Below are 19,612 nucleotides of genomic sequence, written 5' to 3'. Positions count from 1 at the left end.
ATGCGCTCCCCCATGCAGAAACTCGTTCCCGCCCTCTGCACCATCGGCCTGCTCCTGGGCCTTCAGCAGGCGCGAGCCGCCGAGACCACAACGGTGTTCGCGGCAGCGAGCCTGAAGAACGCCCTCGACGATGCCGGCAAGGCGTTCACGGCAAAGACCGGCATCACGGTGCGGGCCAGCTACGCCGCGTCCTCCGTGCTCGCCCGTCAGATCGAGCAGGGTGCACCGGCCGATCTGTTCGGCTCGGCTGACTTGGAGTGGATGGATTACCTCGCCGCGCGCAGACTGATCCGTTCCGAGAGCCGCGTGAACCTGCTCGGCAACCGGCTCGTGGTGATTGCACCGAAGGACGCTGCGACGCGAGAGATCGCGTTCACGGCAGATGGCTTCGCCAAGGTGCTCGGTCCGGACGGTCGTCTGGCCACAGGCGAGGTGAGCTCCGTCCCGATCGGCAAGTATGCCAAGGCCGCTTTCGAGAAGCTCGGGCTCTGGTCAGCGCTCGGGCCGCGACTGGCCCAGGCCGACAATGTACGCGCGGCTCTGGCGCTGGTCTCCCGGGGTGAGGCGCCGCTCGGTGTGGTCTACGAAAGTGACGCGAAATCCGATCCCGCTGTGAAGGTGATCGGCGTCTTTCCGGCGGACAGCCACCCGCCGGTCGTGTACCCGTTTGCCGTCACGATGGATGCCAAGGGCCAGGGGGCAGCGCGCTTTCTGGAGTTCCTCAGGAGTGCGGAGGGTAAGCCGTTCTTTGAAGCCCAAGGGTTCAGCGTGATCGAGGCCGGCAAGCCCGGTGTAACACAGTAATGAGGCGGCAATGAAGATCAGTGCGCGCAACGTCCTCAAGGGCAAGGTGGTGTCGGTTGAGAAGGGTGCAACGACCGCGCACGTGAAGATCGAGATTGGACCGGGTCAGGTGGTGACCTCATCCATCACCAACGAGGCGGTAGACTCGTTGAAGCTAACGGTCGGTGGCAACGCCTACGCCGTGGTGAAGGCATCGGACGTGCTCGTCGCTGTCGATTGATCCTGACGACTCTGCCCCGGCGGACGCCCCTGGACGAGCGACCGCCGGAGGGGCACACAATCGTGTGGTGCGTTCACCTGCCATGGCGTCGCTCAGCATCCGCCTTGATCTTGATCCCGCCGTGCGGGTCGGTCCCGGCAAGGTCCGCCTGCTGGAGCTTATTGCCGAGCACGGTTCGATTTCAGCGGCAGGGCGGGCGCTTGGCATGTCGTATCGGCGGGCTTGGATGCTGGTGGATGAACTCAACCGATCCTTTGCCCAGCCGGTGGTTGAAGGTCAGATCGGCGGGCGCCATGGCGGCGGTGCGACGGTCACGCCATTCGGGAAGCGCCTCATTTCCTGCTACCGCGCGATTGAGCGCGAGGCCGCCAAAGCTGCTGAGGAGCACCTTTCCGAGCTGCAGAGCAGCACGGCAGGATGATGAAGGGACTCGCCGGCAATGGAGGGCCCGCCTGTGCCTGGAGATGGCAGCGGGTCGGGTACCCGTGTCCTGCGCCTGGTCCGCCGGTGACGGTGCAGAGGCTCCCGGATCGGGAAGCAGCGCCACGCTCTCCCTGTCGCGCAGACCATGCCGACCGTCCCTCACTCAGATTGAGCGTTGCGAAAACGGCGCACTCGAGCGCGCCGGCGACGGGATCAGCCGTTCTCGTCGTAGGCGCAGCGAGGGTTGCGGCGGAGAATCAGCCTTCTTGAGACCATTTGCGCGAAGCTGGGCGATGAGACGCAGGGGCGTTGCCGACGAGGGAACAGTGTACGACCGTGGACAGTTTACTGGGTGGTCGCGTCTGATGGGCCACTCCTTACCCAATTCGGTGCGATCGGCGGTCGGGTCATAGGAGTGGATGGCCCGGCTGCTGATTTTACGATGGCCTCGCCAGCAGGATGGCCGTCCTGACCGCAGCGCGGCGTCGCTCACGCCCTCATCCACGATGCGAGTAGTCCACTCACGCACCGCCACTGCGGCTCCGATGTCGAGGGTGACGCCTTTCGCAATCAGACGCGGACCGGGCTTCGGGGCCGTGAGGTAGGCCAAGACGGAAAGTTCACGTCGTCGTCGGTGAGACGACCGGCGCGGAAGAGTTCCCCGGCGGTCGGCTGGTTGGCCATCGTGGCAATGTAGCGTCGGGCGCTGAGGATTTGCAGGGGCAGCCGACACCGAGACCATCGACCTCAGCGCCGATTTCAATGACTTCCTCTTCAAGGCCGGCTGCATCGCCGGAAGCCAGGGCAGCGCTGCTGGCCCGGCGACAGGCTGGCGAGCCCGCGGCTCCATGCGAGGACGGCTGGAGAGGGACTCAAGGGCGAATCAGCGATGCTCATGGAACGGCGCAGCAGTGTAGCGCAGCAGGGGGCACCCCTCCCCGCTTCCTCCCTGAAATCTCCCTGAAACCCCGGAGCCAAACGCGAACGGACGGTCTCAGTGGCTCTTGAAACAGAGAGAGTTGAAGAGAGGAAACGGGCCGGACCTCCCGCCTCCTGCGAGGTGCGCGGCAGCCGGCTGATCCTGCGGGCCGCCGCAGCGCAGCCGTAGGCTCCGTCCGCGAGAGGCGATGCCACATCGCGCCGGGCCGCCCTATCGGACGTTCTGCCGGACGCGACCGCGGAAGCTCGCATTGCCGTCCTCGTCGACGCTGAAGACCGGCACGCCCTGCCCATTCATGTAGATGAGCCGGCCGTCCTTCCAGGTGATGCACCGGTTGCGGCCGTCGAAACACGCGGTCTGACCCGGTCGCAGGGCCACGGCCGTCATGTCCGCATTCGCCATCGTGGTATTCAAGCCGACATCATGATGGCCGGCCACGGTCAAGGAATGACGCGACCGGGTCGCGTCCATGAAGGTGTTCATCTCGACGACCGCGTCGCCGTTGAAGAAGATGCCGTTGTGCCAGGCGGGCACGTTCTGAGCCATGTGCGCGTCGAAATAGATCGCGCTGAGCGACGTGAACGACCCCTGCGCATGCACGTATTGCCCGACCGTGAAGGGACCCTTTCCGGGTGAGCTATGGGCATCCCAGTTGGTGAAATCGAGCTCGTAGCCGATCGTGCCGTTCTTCTCGCCGATCGTGCCGGGGGCACCCGGCTTGCCGCTGCCGACGAAGCCGCCGAAGCTGTTCTCGCCTCCCATCAGGCCATTGCGGACCGTGTCGGTGTTGAGGGACCACACCGTGCCCGCGCCGGGCGCCTGCACGGCGCCGAGATACTGCGTGACCTTCTGGCCGTCGGGCGAGCCGGTCTTGACGAAGAGGCCGAGGCTGGAGAGCCATTCGGCCTGCTCGGGCCCCTTGGTGGTCGTGCCGTAGACCACCTGGGTCGACAGGACGGGCGGATGGGGCGGCGCCGGGCAATTCGCGGCAGGGCAGGTGACGACCGAAGGATCGCCGATGATCACCTGCCTGGCGGCGTCCCGCTCGACCGAGATCTGTGCCGAAGAGGGTCCGATCACGGGCCCGAGTGCCGCGAGGACGATGGCGAGACGATGCCGCATGCCGGAACTCCGGATTGGAAATCACCCGCCTCGACCGGAGCCGCATGAACGGGGTCTCCCGGGCGCCGATCGCCGGGAATCGCTCTCGCCGCAGCGGATCGGCAAGGCGGCCGGCGCTCCGTCAGGCCGCATCCGCCATCTCGCGCGAGACGAAGGAGACGGCCTCCCGCAGCACGCCGAGACCGGCATTCGCCCGCAGGCCCTCGGTCGAGAGATGGCGCCGGAAGGCGCGCGCGCCCGGGCGGCCGTTGAACAGCCCCAGCATGTGGCGGGTCATGGCGTGCAGCCGGATGCCCTCGCCGAGCCGGGCGGCGATGTAGGGCAGATAGGCCTCGACCGCCGCGAAGGGACCGGCGACCGGCGCCGGCGTCCCGAAGAACTCCGGATCGACGCCGAGGAGCAGCGCCGGCTCCGCATAGGCGGCCCGTCCGAGCATGACGCCGTCGACATGGGCGAGCTGCGCCTGCGCCTGGGCGAGGCTGTTCAGCCCGCCGTTGATCGCGATCGGCAGGTCCGGATGCGCCGCCTTCAGCCGATGGACGCGGGGATAGTCGAGGGGCGGAATGTCCCGGTTCTCCTTGGGCGACAGGCCCTGGAGCCACGCCTTGCGGGCATGCACGACGAGCCCATCCACCCCCGCCGCCCGCACGGAAGCGGTGAGCGCGTCGAGCGCCGCTTCCGGATCCTGGTCGTCGACGCCGATGCGGCACTTCACCGTCACGGGGATCGCCACCGCGGCCTTCATGGCGGCGACGCACTCGCCCACCAGCGCCGGCTCGCGCATCAGGCAGGCGCCGAAGCGCCCGTCCTGCACCCGGTCCGAGGGGCAGCCGACATTGAGGTTCACCTCCGCGTAGCCGTAACCCTCGGCGATCCGCGCGGAGGCTGCGAGCTCGCCCGGGTCCGATCCGCCGAGCTGGATCGCGACCGGATGCTCGGCCGGATCGAATCCGATCAGGCGCTCTCGGGGCCCGTGCAGCACGGCGCCGGTCGTGACCATCTCGGTGTAGAGGCGGGCCCTGGCCGACAGCACGCGATGGAAGGCCCGGCAGTGCCGGTCCGTCCAATCCATCATGGGTGCCACGGAAAACCGCCACCCGCTGAGATTGTTGAATTTTTCAGCCTGTGCAGTCACTTGGCTCGCATTCCGTGCTGTACGATTTGATGCTGCAGGCGCCCATTCCGTCTCATTCGTTGCCGCCAGTACAGCAATGCTGCAGTCCGTACCCCCCCATGCTGTACCGCACGCGGGGGCAACGTGGGGCCATCGTCGAGCGTCCGCGGAGAGATGGGAGCACCGGATACCACGCGCAAATCGTCGCCAAAAGGCACGGCCGCGTGCACCGGGAAACGAAGACCTTCGACCGGCGCCCGGCCGCGGCGGCCTGGATCGCTACCGCATATCGGCCTCACGCGTGAGAGTTGCATTGTCCGCCTGGTAGTATCCAACCGCCTTGCCCGGCAACTTCACAAAATCAACAAAGATCTGGCGCGTCTAAAGCTCTTTCAAGCAACCACGCCATAGAGGCTGAGCCATGCGCGCCCTTACTCCGCTCGTTGCGTTGGCCGGATTAGTCGGATCGGCAACGAGCGCGCCTGCAAAAGAGTGGCGTTATTGTTATGGCCTGGTTGGTACGAGCCATAAGTTCTACACCTCACATCCATTTCCCGCCGCGCAATCGGCGCAAACAATCGAGGCTGATTTTCAACGCTATCTCGTACAAAGTGGCATTTCCGGTGCGCATACGGGCTGCCCTCTTGGACCCGATCGCCATGCCCTGGAAGGGCGGATAGCTTACGCAGACAAGTACCAGCGCGACGACGGCAATACGCCTGTCCACCTCGACTGGCCGGCAGATGAACCTGTTGCGGCTTACTAAGCTATCTAAGCTATGCCTCGGCCGCTTGCCTGGAGCAGAAGCCGGTCCACCGTTGGGATCACATGGTCGCCGGCTTCAGCATGCGGCTTGGGCTTCGGCAGCTCCTCTTCCGCTCCCTTGGGGATCGCCACTCGGTCCGACTACGCGCTGCCGAAATGGGCGATGTCATGCGGGCCAACAAGCGTCTGCGGCACCCCCGACATGAGCGTCCCGTTCAGGGTGGCGCTCTGAACATACAGATTGCGGTCCGTGTTGGCCGTCCCGCCCCAGGCATCGTTGAGAAAATCGACCGCGACGCTGTGAGGGCCCGCGCCGAAGCTGCCCCCGAGCGTGACCGTATCCCACTGCCCGCTCGCATGCGAGGCGTGAGCCGTCTGAGTGCCGCCGACCTGATGCCCATCGACGGACACGATGAACTGAGCATCGCCCAGCCATGCATCCTCCGACACGCGCAACGACAGGATATCGGGCGAGCCGAACAGCGCCATGTTGTGAGTGCCGAGCAGTGTCTGAGCGGATCCCGGGAGATCGACCCCGTTCAGACTGGCGCTCTCGACGTAGAGGTTCCGGTCCGTGCTCGCGCTGCCGCCCCAGGCATCGTTCAGGAAGTCCACGGCGACGCTGTGCGGCCCCGGGCCGAAGCTCCCCGGAAGGGTCACGGTGTCCCACTGCCCGCTGGCGTGGGAAGCGTGCGCCGTCTGCACATCACCGACCTGATGCCCGTCGACGAGCACGACGAATTGCGCATCGCCCTGCCAAGCATCCTCCGACACGCGCAACGTCAGACCATCGGCGGGACCGTACAGCGCCGTCGCCCCGTCGATGTCCGATTGGGTGAGATCGCGCAAGTTGGGCGTAACGTAGGAATTCATCACCGCGGTGCTGGCATTGTAGTGATCGAGACCGATCGCATGACCGATCTCGTGCATCGCGACCACCCGGAAATAGTCGTTGCCGGAATCGACCAGTCCGTTCGCGCTCGACGTCCAGGTTTCCGTGCTGTCGAGGGTGATGTCGGCGTGCTGCAAGAGGCCGCCGCCATAACGGTACGTTGACTGCCCAAGGACCTTGCCCGGCCCGTCGATCGCCGACCAGCTCAGCGTGATGTCGGCTGGGCCGTTATCCTGGACGTGCACGAAGGAGATGTTGGCGACCTGCGACCAGCGGGTGAAGGCGGCTGCGATCTCGGCCTTGTAGGCTGGCGCGAACGAGCCGGACAGGTTCCAGGTAACCTGCCCTCCTGCTGTACCGAGAGAGGGATTGCTACCCCATTTGGCGGGTTCGAGGGCGTAATCGATGCTCATCGACAATCCAGCCTTGCAGAACCGCCGCATACAGCGGCGCGGTTCTCAAGTTTCTCCTCGTGGCATGTGTCAAAATTGGGGAGGCCGGTACACCAGGATTGCTTTGATCCCATTTTTCACAAGCGCTGGACGACCAGGATGAATGCGGCGGCGCCGATGCAAAGCTGATCGTGTCCCTCGAATGACCCGACCGTCTCCGAATGAGAGTGACGGCCCAGGCTGCTGACGTAAGCCAAGTGCTGCCGCGCATGCTCACGCATCGGGCCGTCGACCTGTCTCGCATTGTCGATGCCAAGCCGGAGGCTTTGTGAAGGGGCTTGGCGAGCATGCGAGAGCCGCACCAACGGGCATGATCGATGCCCGTTGATGCGAGGGCCCCGCCTCGGCCGCTGCCGCGCGGGTGCGCGGGGCCTCGTTCGCCGGGACTGTGAGCGTGGTCTTTCGCGCTCCCGCAACACCGGCCGGGAGAACCAGCGGCAGGAAGGCTCTACTTGTCCTTGCCGCCGCCGCGCTCGCGGTCAAGCTCTCGCATGCGCCGCTCGACGAAATCGCGAGGGGAGGAAGGATGGACGCGCGGTGCATCGCGCCGCCCGCCCGCATCCTGGCCGGCATCCGCAGGCACGCCAGGCTTGGCCTTCCCGGTTAATTCCGCGATCTGATTGCGGAGTGCCCGCGCCCGCTCGCGCTGGGCTTCGGCATCGTTGTCGCTCATGCGGCTCTCCCGGGGACCCGTTCGGCGGTCGTCAATGACCTGCTCCCGACCAGCCCGTCCACACGGACGGCGCCATCCGCAATCCGCCTGCTTCCGGGCCTTTTCGTTTCTGCTTCCGGAGCGGCCCCTGGATCCTGCACGCCTACGAGGTGAGGCGACGGGCGCGCAGCCGTCCTTCAGGCGCGAAACCCCGCTGGAGCGCTCCCCGCCGAAGTGGACGCCGGTTCGGCGATAAGAATGATGCTCGGGTGGGGGCCGGCGCGGCGCGGACCGCGATCCTGCGGGCGACGGCAGAGAGATGCCTCGCCGCGGGACTGAATAGAAACTGAGGAGCGGGGCGGCTTCCACGCACCTCGGTTTCTATTCAGGTCTCGGACAGAACGGGATCCCCTGCGCGGACCCGTCCGCCATGCCGCCACTGGCTGCGACCAAGACCCAGACGCTCCCAGAGCGCGAGCGCCGCCCAGAACAGGGCGATCTTGCGGCGCTTGAGCAGCGGAGCCGACCACAGGTCCAGGCCGACGAAGGGCAGGAACGGATTGCGACGGTTGGCGGCGTAGATCTCGATGCGAATGCCGGGCCGCGCCGTCGCCCCGCGCGCATGGAAGCCACAGGTGTCGCCGACCACCAGGGTGTTGCCGGGGACGGCGAACCTGACCGGCTCGGACAGGCCCAGACGCGCCAGCTCGTCGGGCCGGATCCGGAAGGCGCCCCCGCTCGCCTTGCTCGGATCACAGGCTTCCACGCTCTTGCGCCGTTCCCAGGCCAGCCGCCGCTTGGTCCGGTTCGCCGAGCCGCGCACGTAGGTGAACGGCCCCTCGTCGGCCGGCACGTCGTGCAGGAAGAGCCACGCCTTCATGGTGGGATGGAAGGTGTCCATGTGCAGGTCGAGCTGCGGATCGGCCGCGGGGCCGTCGAGCTGGGAGAAGATGGTCTGGATGTAGACCTCCGGCTCCACGTCGAAGCTCGCCACGTAGCGCAGCCGGCCCTGAAACTCCGGCAGGGCGAGAAGGCGGCGGCAGGCCGGCAGGTGGCGCAGATTGGCCGGCGTCAGGGGCACGCGCCGGGTGATCGCGTTGCCCTCCCGGAACTGCTTGGCAGGCAGCGCGACCGAGGTGACCTCGCGCACCAACTCCGCGAAGTGCTCGGGCGAGAGGAAGTCCCGCGTCTCGATGTAGCCCTGCTCGTCGAGCTGGCGGCGGTCTTCGGCGCTCACCAGATGAGCAAGCCGCCGCCGCCGGCGCTCCGTCATCGCGGCCGCCTTGCGCACCCGCCAGACGTGCAGCCCGCCCCTGTTCAGGCGAGCGCTGCCGATGATGGGATTGTCCCTGAACGACTTGGCACCCGTCAGGATCTGCGCGGCATGGATGGGCGCTAGAACAGCACGAACGAGAGCGTTTGACATATCAAGCTTCCAGTCAAGCTTCCAGGCGCGGTTGTCTCGTCCGACAGACGCCGGCGAGCAAGAGGCGCAAATAACATATGCATAAACCAGAGATTGCGCCGCCTGACTGTTGCAAATCGGCGACGCCCTCGCCCGAGGGAACCAGGCCGACAGAGTGAACGACCCGCCCCTGCCGAACTCTCGGCGCTTGGCAAGCTCGACCGATCGCTTCGGGTGAATGCGGCCCGCTTCGCCTGAGCGGTCTGCAGAGTCCTTGCCTGCCTGCGCCGATACGGGCCCGCTCCCGCTCACGCCGTCCCGGATCGCATCAGCCCCGAGAGCGCTCTGGCGAGATGGTTCGGATTGAACGGCTTCTCCCAGCGCGGCACGTCCTGATAGGCGGGCGGCACCGAATTCCGATCGTAGCCCGTGGCAAAGACGAAGGGGACGCCCTTCGCCGCCAGCGCCTCGGCGACCGGGAGGGCGGATTGGCCCTGCAGGTTGATGTCGAGGATCGCCGCGTCGATCCGCTCGCCCGAGGCGATCAGCGCGAGCGCATGCTCCCGGCTCGGCGCCGGGCCGACCACCTCGGCCCCGAGCTGTTCGAGCGCCCGCGCCATGTCGTCGGCGATGAAGTACTCGTCCTCCACCACCAGCACCCGGCATCGCGCAAGCACCGTAGAGCCTGACATGGTCCGCCTCGTCCGATTCCGCGATGCCGCGGTCGCGTTACCGCCCCACTGAATAACATGGGTTGAACACGGGGAGGTTCAACCGATGTAGGTTCAACCGATGTACCAGTGGAGCGGAAGAGAGGCCCGATCCCATGGCGACCTACCTGATCCGCAAGCTGGAGCATTTCACCCGGCTCTCCGGCGACGACAAGCAGGCGCTCGAGCGGGCGGCCTCCCTGAGGATGCGCCGCCTGGGCTCTCGCGAGGACATCATCCGCGAAGGCGAGACGCCCAAGCGCATCAACCTGATGCTCGACGGCTGGGGCTGCCGCTACAAGACGTTGGAGGATGGGCGGCGCCAGATCGCGGCCTTCCTGCTCCCGGGCGACCTCTGCGACGTGCCGATGTTCATCCTCAGTCAGATGGACCACTCGATCAGCTCCCTCTCGCCCGCGACGGTGGCGGAGATCCCCAAGGAGGTCATCCTCGACATCATCGACGCCTCGCCGCGGCTGAGCCGCGCCCTGTGGTGGAACGCCCTCGTGGAGGAAGCGACCCAGCGCGAATGGACGATGAATCTCGGCCGGCGGGACGCGCTGGAGCGCGTGGCGCACCTGCTCTGCGAGGTGTTCATCCGCCTGCGCTGCGTCGGGCTCACCGACGGGGACAGTTGCGAACTGCCCGCCACCCAGGCCGAACTCGGCGATGCCACCGGCCTCTCCACGGTCCACGTCAACCGCACCCTGCAGGACCTGCGCGCCCGGGGCCTCGTCGTACTCAAGGGCAAGACCCTGACGATCCCGGACTTGGCGGCACTGCAGGACATCGCCCTGTTCAACGCCAACTACCTCCACCTCGATCATGCCGGTCATGAACTCGACGCCAACGACCCGTGATGCGGACGGCCCGCCACGCTGACGGCCCGGGCCGCCGGTCCATGCCCGATACCGATCGTGCGACGGCACCGCCCGGTAGCGGGCATGACCGCCGACATGGCCGCCTCAGCGCGGCCGGCCGGGCGCGGTTTCGCTCTCCAGCCGGGCGATGGTGTACCGGATCAGGTCCCGATGATCCTGCCAGCTGAGAAGGGTCTCGCGCAGGGTCTCCAGCAGCGCCTCGGCCTGTACCGTGTTGTGCCCGCCGAGGTGCAGCCGGGCCACCAGTTCGGCCTGCTGGGCGATCCGGCGCTCGCCCGCGGCGATGTCGATCTCCGCCTTGGCGAGATGCCGCCTCTCGGTCGCGAGGTCGAGCATGCCGGGATCCTGCGTGTTGGATGGCGGACCCGAGCATACTCCAGATCCGAAGGCGCGTATCGGGCGGCCTCCGCAACGGATGCCGTCCGTCCGGGTTGCCCTGTCGGGGGCAGGGCGCATGAAGGCTGCCGAAAGGTCTGCCATGAGCAACCGCGACATCATCGTCATCGGCGGATCCTCGGGCGCGACCGCCCCGCTGAAGATGGTCCTCGGGGCGCTGCCCGAGAACCTGCCGGCGGCAGTGTTCATCGTGCTGCACATGCCCGCGCGCAGCCTCGGCATCCTGGCAACGGTGGTCTCCGCCGCCGGCCGGCTCCCGGTCCGGCCAGCGGCGGACGGCATGGCGATCCAGCCCGGCACGATCTATCTGGGCGTGCCCGACCACCACCTGATCCTGACCGAGGGGATGATCCGTCTCGGGCGGGGACCGCGCGAGAACATGGTGCGGCCGGCCATCGACCCGCTGTTCCGCTCCGCCGCCGCCGCCTACGGGCCCCGCGTCATCGGCCTCCTCCTCAGCGGCTTCCTGAACGACGGGACCTCGGGCCTCGAAGCAATCAAGCGCTGCGGCGGCCTCGCCCTGGTGCAGGACCCCCTCGACGCGATCGCCGACGAGATGCCCCGCAGCGCGCTCTCGGCCGTCAGCGTCGACCTGACCGCCCCGAGCGCCCGGCTCGGCGACGTGCTCTCCGACCTCGTCCGCGAGAAGGCCGGCCCCCGGCTGCCGGTCCCGCCCGAAATCCGGCTGGAGGTCGACATCGCGGCGGGCGAGCGGGTGGACAGCGAGGTGCTGCGCCGCTTCGCCGATCCGGTCGCCCTCACCTGCCCTCATTGCAGCGGCGTCCTCTCGCAGGTGCGGGGCGCCAAGCCCCTGCGCTTCCGCTGCCAGGTCGGGCACGCCGTGACGGCCGAGGTGGCGGCCAAGGAGCAGGAGGCCGCGATCGACGAGGCGCTGCGGGTGGCCCTGCGGATCATCGAGGAGCGGGCCGAACTCGTCCAGCGCATGGCCGAGGACGGCCGCGCGGCGGGCCGCCTAGCCATCGCCGAGATGTACGAGGAGCGGGCGATCGAGTATCGCCGGTACGCGGACACGATCCGGCGCGCCGTTCTCCTCTCCCTGCCGGAACGACCAGTCTCCCCGGACGAGGCGGAGGGGCCGGGATAGAACGGTTTCCGGGTTGAATCGGAGCGACGAGAGCGGATGATGCTCCGGCGATGCGCGCGGGCTGGACGGCGAGGGGAGGAGCGTGAGCGACAGGCGCGGTGACACGATTTCTGCCGACCCGACCCCCTGCGTCATCGTCGCGGTCAGCGCGTCGGGGGCGAGTCCGCGCTCGCTGGAATTCCTCCTCGCGCATCTGCCGCCGCAGGACCGCGCGGCACTCGTCGTCGTCCTGCAGCACCGCGACGGGCTCGACGAGGAGCGCCTGAGGCTCGCCACGGCGCAGGGCGGCCGCACCCTCACGCCGGTCGCGGACGGCGCTCCGGTCGTGCCCGGCCGGGTCTACCTGCCGGACCCGAACCTCATCGTCACGGTCGACGGCGACCGCTTCCGCACCCGGCCGGCGGACAGGGCGCCCGGCGAGCGGGGAACGATCGACAGCCTGCTCGTCTCGCTCGCCCGCGACGAGGAGCGGCGCATCGTTGCGGTCGCTCTCGCGGGGACCGACGGCGACGGGACGCTCGGGGTCAAGACGATCAAGGAAGCGGGCGGGCTCGCCCTGGCGGAGGAGACCGAGGAGGTCCGCACCGAGGAGCTCGCCCTCAGCAAGAGCCCGGCCGCCATTGCCGACGCCATCCTGCCCATCGGCGACCTCGTCGACCGCCTCGCCTTCACCATCGACCAGGCGCTGCGCAGCCCGGACGGCGTCGCGGTCGCCCCGCCCGACGCGTCGGAGGTGGCCGCCGCGCTCAACAGCATCGCCAGCGTGCTGCGCAACAAGACCGGGCACGACTTCCACGGCTACAAGCCGGGAACCTTCCTGCGCCGGATCCAGCGCCGGATGCAGGTGGTCCAGACCGACCGGATAGACGCCTATCTCGAGATCCTGCGCACTCGGCCCGACGAGGCGCAGAGCCTGTTCAACGACCTCCTGATCGGGGTCACGCAGTTCTTTCGCGATGCCGCGGAGTTCGGCATCCTCGAACGGGAGGTGATCCCGGCCCTGTTCGAGGGCAAGACCCGGACCGACCAGCTCCGGGTCTGGGTGATCGGCTGCTCGACCGGCGAGGAGGCCTACTCGATCGCGATCCTGCTGCGCGAGCAGATGGCCGACCGCGACGAGGTGCCGCAGATCCAGATCTTCGCCACCGACCTCGACGGGCGGGCGCTCGCCGCCGCGCGGGCCGGGCGCTACACCGACGACATCGCAGCCACCATGCCGCCCGAGCGGCTCGCGCGCTGGTTCGTCAAGGAAGGCGACACCTACTGCGTCGTCAAGGAACTGCGGGAGATGTGCATCTTCTCGCAGCACAGCATCATCAAGGATGCGCCCTTCTCGCGCCTCGACCTCGTCTCCTGCCGCAACCTCCTGATCTACCTCGAAGCCGAGCTGCAGAGCCAGGTCATCCCGCTCTTCCACTTCGCCCTGCGTCCGGGCGGGTTCCTGTTCCTGGGCAATTCCGAGAACGTCTCGCGGCACACCGGCCTGTTCGCTCCGATCGAGAACCGCTCGCGCATCTTCCGGCGGCTGGAGACCGGCACCCGGACGCTCCCGGACTTTCCCTTCACGGCGGTCGACCGTCGGCTCGTCGCCGCGATCCCGCCGATCGAGCGCCCGCGCGCCGCCGAGGCGAGCCTGACGCGCCGGGCCGAGCGCTTCGCGGAGCGCTACGCGCCGGCCTACGTGATCGTGGACGAGGCCTATACGGTCCTGCATTTCTCCGGCCGCACCGGCCGCTACATCGACCCGGCCGGGGGTGTCGCAACCCTCAACCTGCTGCAGCTCGTCCATCCGGACCTGCGGCTCGACCTGCGCGCCGCCCTCGCCCGGGCCGCCGATCACGGCCGCACGGTTCAGGCGGAAGGGCTCCGCATGGGCCTCAACGGGCACCGCCTCACGGTCGACCTCGTGGTCGAGCCGATCCAGGACGGGCCGGGCGCAGCGCAGAGTTTCTTCGTGCTGTTCAAGGACGGCGCGGTGCACGCCGAGGAGGAGGAGGCCGGCGCCTCGGTCGCCTCGGCCCAGACCGAGCACACCCAGCGCCTCGAATCGGAGCTGCGCGCCACCAAGGACCGGCTCCAGGCCACGATCGAGGAGCTGGAAAGCACCAACGAAGAACTCAAATCCTCCAACGAAGAGTATCAGTCCCTCAACGAGGAGCTGCAGAGCGCCAACGAGGAGCTGGAGACCTCGAAGGAGGAGCTGCAATCGGTCAACGAGGAACTCACCACGGTCAACGGCGAGCTGGCGCACCGGGTCAACGAGCTCACGCGGGCGACCAGCGACCTCAAGAACTTCCTCGAGAGCACCCAGATCGCAACGGTCTTCCTCGACAACGAGCTGCGGGTGACCAACGCGACGCCCGCAGTGGCGGAGGTGTTCCACCTCGTCGATTCCGACATCGGCCGGCCGATCACCCATATCAAGCCGCGCATCGCCTATGACGAGCTGCAGGACGACGTCCGCCGGGTGCTGCGCACGCTGAGCACGGTCGAGCGTGAGATCGCCAACCCGGCGACGGGCGCCCGCTACATGGTCCGCGTGCTGCCCTATCGCAGCGTCGACAACTTCATCGCGGGCGTGGTAGTCACCTTCGTGGACATCACGGCGCGCCAGCGGGCGGAGGAAGCCCTGCGCGAGAGCGAGGGGCAGGCCAAGCTCCTGCTGGCCGAGCTGCAGCACCGGGTGCGCAACACGCTCGCGGTGCTGCGCTCGATCGTGCGGCGCACCGCGGCGACGAGCGACACGGTCGAGGTCTTCGCCGCGCATCTGGAAGGGCGCATCGACGCCTTCGCGCGCGTGCAGGCCGCCGTCACCCGCGACCCGGCGGCCGGCATCGACCTCGAACAGCTCGTCAGCCACGAACTCCTGGCCCATGTGGCGCATGAGGGCGACCAGGTGCGCAGCATCGCCGGCCCCTCGCTGCGCCTGCGGCCGAAGGCGGCCGAGACCCTGGCGCTCGCCATCCACGAACTGGCCACCAACGCCGTCAAGCACGGCGCCCTCTCGGCCCCGAACGGGCGCATCGCGGTGGCCTGGCGCATCAATGAGGGCGCGACGCCCGAGCCGATGCTCGTCCTCGACTGGAGCGAGACGGGAGTCGCGCTCTCCGGCGAGCCGCCGGCACATCGGGGCTTCGGCACGGAGCTGATCGAGCGCATGCTCGCCTACGAACTCGGCGGCAACGCGGCCCTGACCTTCAGGCCGGAGGGCCTGCACTGCCGGATCGCCGTGCCGGCGAACGACCGGGTCCTGGTCTCCCGCGAGCGGGCTTGAGACGCGGCGTTGCGCGACGCCTCTCTTGAGATGTTTGGTCCCGCGGTGTGGCGGGGCGGAGCCGTGCCGCACTGCTTGGATATCTTTAATTCCGCATCATTTTTATCGCCGAACCGGTATCCACTTCGGCGGGGAGCGCTTTAGTGCCCTCCCCCTTGCCGTCCTGGAGGATGGCGACCGCGCGCGCATCCGTGGAGCGGAGGCAGTCGGGCTCGGGACTCTCCGCGCGGCAGGCGTGAAGCCACGCGCTCACCTCGCTGTCGCATCGCTCAAGAAGCTCTCCGACGGCTTGCTTGAGTTTCTTCTGCGAGGAGGCGGGCTGATCGTTCGCCTCGTGATGCGCCTGCTCGCGCAGACACGCGCGCAGCCGCTGATCGAGTTCCAGGATCTGCGCCGCGGCGGAATCCGCGCAGAGGGCCAGGGTGAGAGAGACGAGGATGACACGTATGCCGGCACCCTAGCCTTGCGAGGGTTAACCGCCTGTCCTGCGGCTGACAGGACCGGGTGCCCTGCGGCCCGGTTCAGGAGCGGGCGCGATGGCGTGACCTGTTGCGGATCCGGGACGGGCGGCCCGCTGGAAGCCGCTTGGCGGAGATTGCGGGCGCGAGCCGGCCGTGGGGCACGCTGGCGGTCGCTGCCGGCCCATGATGCCAACGGCCCAGGCTGCTGACGTAAGCCAAGTGCTGACGCGCATGCTCACACATCGGGCCGTCGAGCCATCTCGAATTGTCGATGCCAAGCCAGGGGCTTTGTGAAGAGGCTTGGCGAAAATTTGAGATCTGTTTTTCCGGACAGTCCGTTCGGAGACCGTCGTCTCGACCGGCCCTCTCTCACCCGCTCCGTCTTTCCCGGGCGCATGCAGCGACAGCGGAATGCGACCCGGGACCCAGCACGAGAAGATGCCCGCCGGACTCACCCGGCCGCATCCGCCCTGATGAGATCCGCCGCCTTCTCGGCGATCATGAAGACGGCCGCCTGCGTGTTGCCCGAGACGATGTCGGGCATCACGGAGGCATCCGCCACCCTGAGGCCGCGCAGACCTCTCACCCGCAGCGCCGGATCGGTGACCGCGAGGGCATCCCGTCCCATGCGGCAGGTGCCGCAGATGTGGTAGATCGTCTGGCCGTCGCGGCGGGCGAAGTCGAGCCAGTCGGCGTCGGTCCGGCAATCCGGCCCCGGATTGAGTTCGCGGGCACGGTAGGGGTCCATCGGGGCCTGCTCGACGATGTGCCTGGCGATCTTCATCCCCTCGACCATGGCGCGGCGATCCTCCTCGGTCGCCAGGAAGTTCGGGCGGATGACCGGCGCCGCGAAGGGATCGGCCGAGGCGGCGTGGATCGTCCCGCGCGATTGCGGCCGCAATTGCGTGACGCCGACCGTCATGCCCGGCTCCAGGTCGAGCTTGCGCTCGGCCGCGTTGGCGTAGCTCGCATGCATGAAGAAGTACTGGATGTCGGGCCCCTCCAGGCCCGGGCGGGTCCGCACGAAGCCGTGCGCGAGGCCGGTCCCGAGCGTCAGGATCCCCCGGCGCAGAACCGCGTACTGCGCCACGGAGAGGGCGAGCCGCCATCCGCGGGTGGCCTCGTTCAGCGTGACCGGCAGCTTCACCCGCCAGTTCATGCGGGTGCAGTAATGGTCGATGTAGTTGGCGCCGACGCCCGGAGCCGCGTGCCGGACCGGAACGCCGATGGCGCTCAGGATCGCCGGATCGCCGATGCCGGAGAGTTCGAGAATCTGCGGCGTCTGGGCGGCGCCGGCCGCCAGGATGACCTCGCCCCGGGCGGCGAAGCGCCGCTCCTCGCCGCCGATCCGCACCTCGACGCCGGTGGCGCGCCCCTCCGCCAGAGTGAGGCGCAGGACATGCGCGTCGGTGCGGACCGAGAGGTTCGGCCGGCGCCGCGCCGGCGTGAGATAGGCGTCGGCAGCGCTGACGCGGCGCCCGCCGCGCTGGTTGACCTGGTAATAGCCGAAGCCGTCCTGGCTGGCGGCATTGTAGTCGGGATTGCGCGCGAAGCCCGCCGCCTGCGCGGCCGCGATGAAGGCCTCGGCGATGACCGGTCTCTCCGCCACCGTAGTGATCGGCAGGGGGCCGCCCCGCGCGCGAAGCGGATCGGCTGCGCCGTCGTAATCCTCGATCCTGCGGAAGTATGGCAGGACGTCCTCGAATCCCCACCCTGTGCAGCCGGCTTGAGCCCAATGGTCGAAGTCCTGCGGCTGGCCGCGGACATAGATCATGCCGTTGATGAGCGTCGAGCCGCCGAGCCCCTTGCCGCGCGGCACGGCGATCACGCGGCCCCCGGTCGCCTCCTCGGGCTCCGTCTGGAAGCGCCAGTTATAGGCCGGGTTGGTGAGGAGCTTGCTGAACCCCGCCGGGATCGTGATCCAGGGATGGCGGGCCTGCCGTCCTGCCTCCAGCAGCAGGACAGTGCGGCTGCCGGAGGCGCTGAGCCGGTTCGCCAGCACGCAGCCTGCCGTCCCGCCCCCCACGATGATGTAGTCGAAGGTCTCCGCCTGATCCTGCCCCATTGCCTCAGAGCGCTCCCATATGCCTCGCCATGAGCGCGATCTGGCATTCCAGCATCGGCCGCCCGCGCTGGATCCGGCAGCCCGCGGCCTCGGCCGCGACGAGGAGCGGCGTCATCTCGGGCTCCATGATGGCCTCGGCCACGAAGGGGCGGGATGTGAGGAGCGCCGGATCGAAGGGCAAGGGATCCTTCGCCCGCATGCCGAGCGAGGTCCCGTTGATCAGGATGTCGTGGCGGGCGGCCGGATCCGCCTCCGTTCCGAGCGAGAGCCCCGGATGGGCGGCGCGCAGCCGCCCGAGGAGCGCCTGCGTCCGGGCGGCGGTCCGGTTGAGGATCGTGAGATGCGCGACGCCCGCCCCGGCGAGCGCGAAGGCGATGGCGCTCGCCGCCCCGCCGGCGCCGGCGAGGCAGACCCGCCGGCCGCGCGGATCCTCGCCGGAAGCCTTGAGCGCCTCGACGAGGCCGATCCCGTCCAGCATGGTGCCGATCATCCGCCCGTCCGGGTCGCGGCGCACGCAATTGACGGCGCCGACCCCGCGGGCCTCGGGCGTGACCTCGTCGCAGAGGGCGAGCATCGGGATCTTGTGCGGCACGGTCGCGATGAAGCCGCCGAAATTTTGCATCCGGCGCAGGCCCTCCACCGCCGCCGCGAGCCCCTCCGGCGCCACGTGGAAGGGCACCAGCACGCCGTCGATGCCGGCGCGCGCGAGCAGGGCGTTCATCACCTGCGGCGTCTTCACGTGATAGATCGGGTCGGCCAGGATCCCGTAGATGCGGGTGGTGCCCGTGATCTCTCGCATCGCTTGCTCGTCTCGTCCAAATAGAACCTGACCTGCGTGGAAGCCGCCCCGCTCCTCATGCTGAGGTGCAGGCGATCAAAGATCGCTCAGCCTCGAAGCACGCCTGACCGGTGATCCCGGCCACCCGGAGCTTGGGACCAGTGGTCTGGGGTGCTGCGAGGCCCGCTCCGGTGCGATCTTCGATCGCCAGCACCTCAGCATGAGGAGCAGGGTTGGCTGCCATCGGGGCCTTGCGGCCGGGATTCATCCCTCAGGGTCGGCGCAGCCGGTGGCGAACTGGTCCCGGACCAGTGCGCGGCGCCGGCCCCCTCCCCTGCGGAGCCGTCAGGTCATGTAGAGGCCGCCGGCGACGTCCACGGTCTGGCCCGTCACGAAGCTCGCCTCGGCCGAGGTCAGGTAGAGCGCAAGATCCGCGACCTCCTCCGGCGCGCCGAGCCGGCCGAGCGGGGTGAGGCGGGCCTGCTCCTCGTTGACCGCCGCGCCGACCGCCCGGACCATCGGCGTCTCGATGCGGCCCGGCGCGATGGCGTTGACCCGGATGCCGAAGGGCCCGAGTTCCGCCGCGAGATGCTTGGTCAGGCCGATCAGGCCGGCCTTCGAGGCCGCGTAGTGGCAGGCCACGATCGGCGAGTAGGTCTTGCCGGCGACCGAGGACAGGTTGACGATCCAGCCGCTTCCTGCTTCGCGCATGGCGGGGCTCAGCGCCCGCACGGTGTTGAAGGCCCCCGACAGGTTGACGGCGATCACGCGATTCCACTCGGCGGGATCCATCTCCCAGACCTTGTGGGCGACGCCGTCGTGCTTGGGCGAGATGCCGGCATTGTTGATCACCGTGTCGAAGGGGCCGCCCATGGCGAGCGCCGCCTCCGCGAGCCGCGTCTCGACTTCCGCGTAATCGGCGACGTCGAGGAGGAGCGCGAGGGCGCGGCCGCCCGCGCCCTCGATCGCCGCGACCGTGCCCTCGACGTCGTCGCGGTTGACATCCGCGACCCCGACGGTGGCGCCGCGCGCCGCGAAGCCCATGGCGATCGCCCGGCCGATGCCGCGGCCCGCCCCGGTCACCAGCACGCGCCGTCCCGCATGGCTCGGCCGGCGGGAGAGGTCGGGTGGATTGGTCTCACGTGTCGCCATC

The 19,612-nt window shown here is 68.5% G+C and carries 17 protein-coding genes; 7 read left to right on the top strand and 10 right to left on the bottom strand.

The features are described 5' to 3' along the window. Positions 1–12 precede the first annotated feature (12 nt). From modA to MNOD_RS17850, 3 genes are all read left to right on the top strand, one after another. Positions 13–804 carry a molybdate ABC transporter substrate-binding protein gene (gene modA / locus MNOD_RS17860; protein WP_050783360.1) on the top strand — a complete coding sequence of 264 codons (792 nt, stop codon included), beginning with the start codon at positions 13–15 and terminating at the stop codon, positions 802–804. A gap of 10 nt (positions 805–814) precedes the next feature. Then, entirely contained in the window at positions 815–1,024 is a 210-nt protein-coding gene (locus tag MNOD_RS17855) for a TOBE domain-containing protein (protein ID WP_015930330.1), read from the top strand. A gap of 82 nt (positions 1,025–1,106) precedes the next feature. Continuing rightward, entirely contained in the window at positions 1,107–1,445 is a 339-nt protein-coding gene (locus tag MNOD_RS17850) for a winged helix-turn-helix domain-containing protein (RefSeq protein ID WP_015930329.1), read from the top strand. A gap of 1,152 nt (positions 1,446–2,597) precedes the next feature. Here MNOD_RS17850 and MNOD_RS17845 read toward each other — a convergent pair. Next, positions 2,598–3,509 (bottom strand): hypothetical protein, encoded by a 912-nt coding sequence (locus MNOD_RS17845; protein ID WP_015930327.1) that lies wholly within the window; start codon positions 3,507–3,509, stop codon positions 2,598–2,600. Between the two features lie 121 nt (positions 3,510–3,630). Continuing rightward, positions 3,631–4,584: a tRNA dihydrouridine(20/20a) synthase DusA gene (gene dusA, locus MNOD_RS17840; RefSeq protein WP_043748937.1), complete on the bottom strand. Its 954-nt coding sequence runs from the start codon at positions 4,582–4,584 to the stop codon at positions 3,631–3,633. 460 nt (positions 4,585–5,044) lie between these two features. Between dusA and MNOD_RS46760 the strand changes: the two genes are divergently transcribed. Beyond that, positions 5,045–5,389, top strand: a complete 345-nt coding sequence (locus MNOD_RS46760) for a hypothetical protein (protein ID WP_157091492.1) — start codon at positions 5,045–5,047, stop codon at positions 5,387–5,389. 140 nt (positions 5,390–5,529) lie between these two features. On the opposite strand, the gene MNOD_RS41545 is transcribed toward MNOD_RS46760, so the two are convergent. The 4 genes from MNOD_RS41545 to MNOD_RS17820 form a co-directional block, all read right to left on the bottom strand. Next, positions 5,530–6,693, bottom strand: a complete 1,164-nt coding sequence (locus MNOD_RS41545; RefSeq protein WP_015930325.1) for a carbohydrate-binding domain-containing protein — start codon at positions 6,691–6,693, stop codon at positions 5,530–5,532. A gap of 487 nt (positions 6,694–7,180) precedes the next feature. After that, a complete protein-coding gene (locus tag MNOD_RS17830; protein ID WP_015930323.1) occupies positions 7,181–7,405 on the bottom strand; it encodes a hypothetical protein in 225 nt (74 codons plus the stop codon). A 364-nt stretch (positions 7,406–7,769) separates the two neighbouring features. After that, on the bottom strand, positions 7,770–8,810 hold the full coding sequence (locus tag MNOD_RS17825; protein ID WP_015930322.1) for a phytanoyl-CoA dioxygenase family protein: 1,041 nt from the start codon (positions 8,808–8,810) through the stop codon (positions 7,770–7,772). A gap of 287 nt (positions 8,811–9,097) precedes the next feature. Next, entirely contained in the window at positions 9,098–9,481 is a 384-nt protein-coding gene (locus tag MNOD_RS17820; RefSeq protein WP_015930321.1) for a response regulator, read from the bottom strand. Positions 9,482–9,615: 134 nt separating this feature from the next. On the opposite strand from MNOD_RS17820, the gene MNOD_RS17815 reads away from it, so the two are divergent. After that, positions 9,616–10,359: a Crp/Fnr family transcriptional regulator gene (locus MNOD_RS17815; protein ID WP_015930320.1), complete on the top strand. Its 744-nt coding sequence runs from the start codon at positions 9,616–9,618 to the stop codon at positions 10,357–10,359. A gap of 105 nt (positions 10,360–10,464) precedes the next feature. Here MNOD_RS17815 and MNOD_RS17810 read toward each other — a convergent pair whose 3' ends face one another. Continuing rightward, complete coding sequence (locus MNOD_RS17810) at positions 10,465–10,716, bottom strand: hypothetical protein (protein WP_015930319.1); 252 nt, start codon at positions 10,714–10,716, stop codon at positions 10,465–10,467. Positions 10,717–10,858: 142 nt separating this feature from the next. Between MNOD_RS17810 and MNOD_RS17805 the strand changes: the two genes are divergently transcribed. Next, positions 10,859–11,881, top strand: a complete 1,023-nt coding sequence (locus MNOD_RS17805) for a chemotaxis protein CheB (RefSeq protein ID WP_015930318.1) — start codon at positions 10,859–10,861, stop codon at positions 11,879–11,881. Positions 11,882–11,963: 82 nt separating this feature from the next. Beyond that, entirely contained in the window at positions 11,964–15,155 is a 3,192-nt protein-coding gene (locus MNOD_RS17800; protein WP_015930317.1) for a CheR family methyltransferase, read from the top strand. Positions 15,156–16,067: 912 nt separating this feature from the next. Here the strand turns inward: MNOD_RS17800 and MNOD_RS17790 are convergent. The 3 genes from MNOD_RS17790 to fabG all read right to left on the bottom strand — a co-directional run bounded on the left by MNOD_RS17790 (position 16,068) and on the right by fabG (position 19,611). After that, on the bottom strand, positions 16,068–17,681 hold the full coding sequence (locus MNOD_RS17790; protein WP_015930316.1) for a GMC family oxidoreductase: 1,614 nt from the start codon (positions 17,679–17,681) through the stop codon (positions 16,068–16,070). A 4-nt stretch (positions 17,682–17,685) separates the two neighbouring features. Then, positions 17,686–18,480 (bottom strand): shikimate dehydrogenase family protein, encoded by a 795-nt coding sequence (locus MNOD_RS17785; protein WP_015930315.1) that lies wholly within the window; start codon positions 18,478–18,480, stop codon positions 17,686–17,688. 324 nt (positions 18,481–18,804) lie between these two features. Next, a complete protein-coding gene (gene fabG, locus MNOD_RS17780) occupies positions 18,805–19,611 on the bottom strand; it encodes a 3-oxoacyl-ACP reductase FabG (protein WP_015930314.1) in 807 nt (268 codons plus the stop codon). Position 19,612 lies beyond the last annotated feature (1 nt).

Source organism: Methylobacterium nodulans ORS 2060 (assembly GCF_000022085.1).
Classification (GTDB): Bacteria; Pseudomonadota; Alphaproteobacteria; order Rhizobiales; family Beijerinckiaceae; genus Methylobacterium; species Methylobacterium nodulans.
This window is presented reverse-complemented; position numbering and strand designations above follow the sequence as displayed.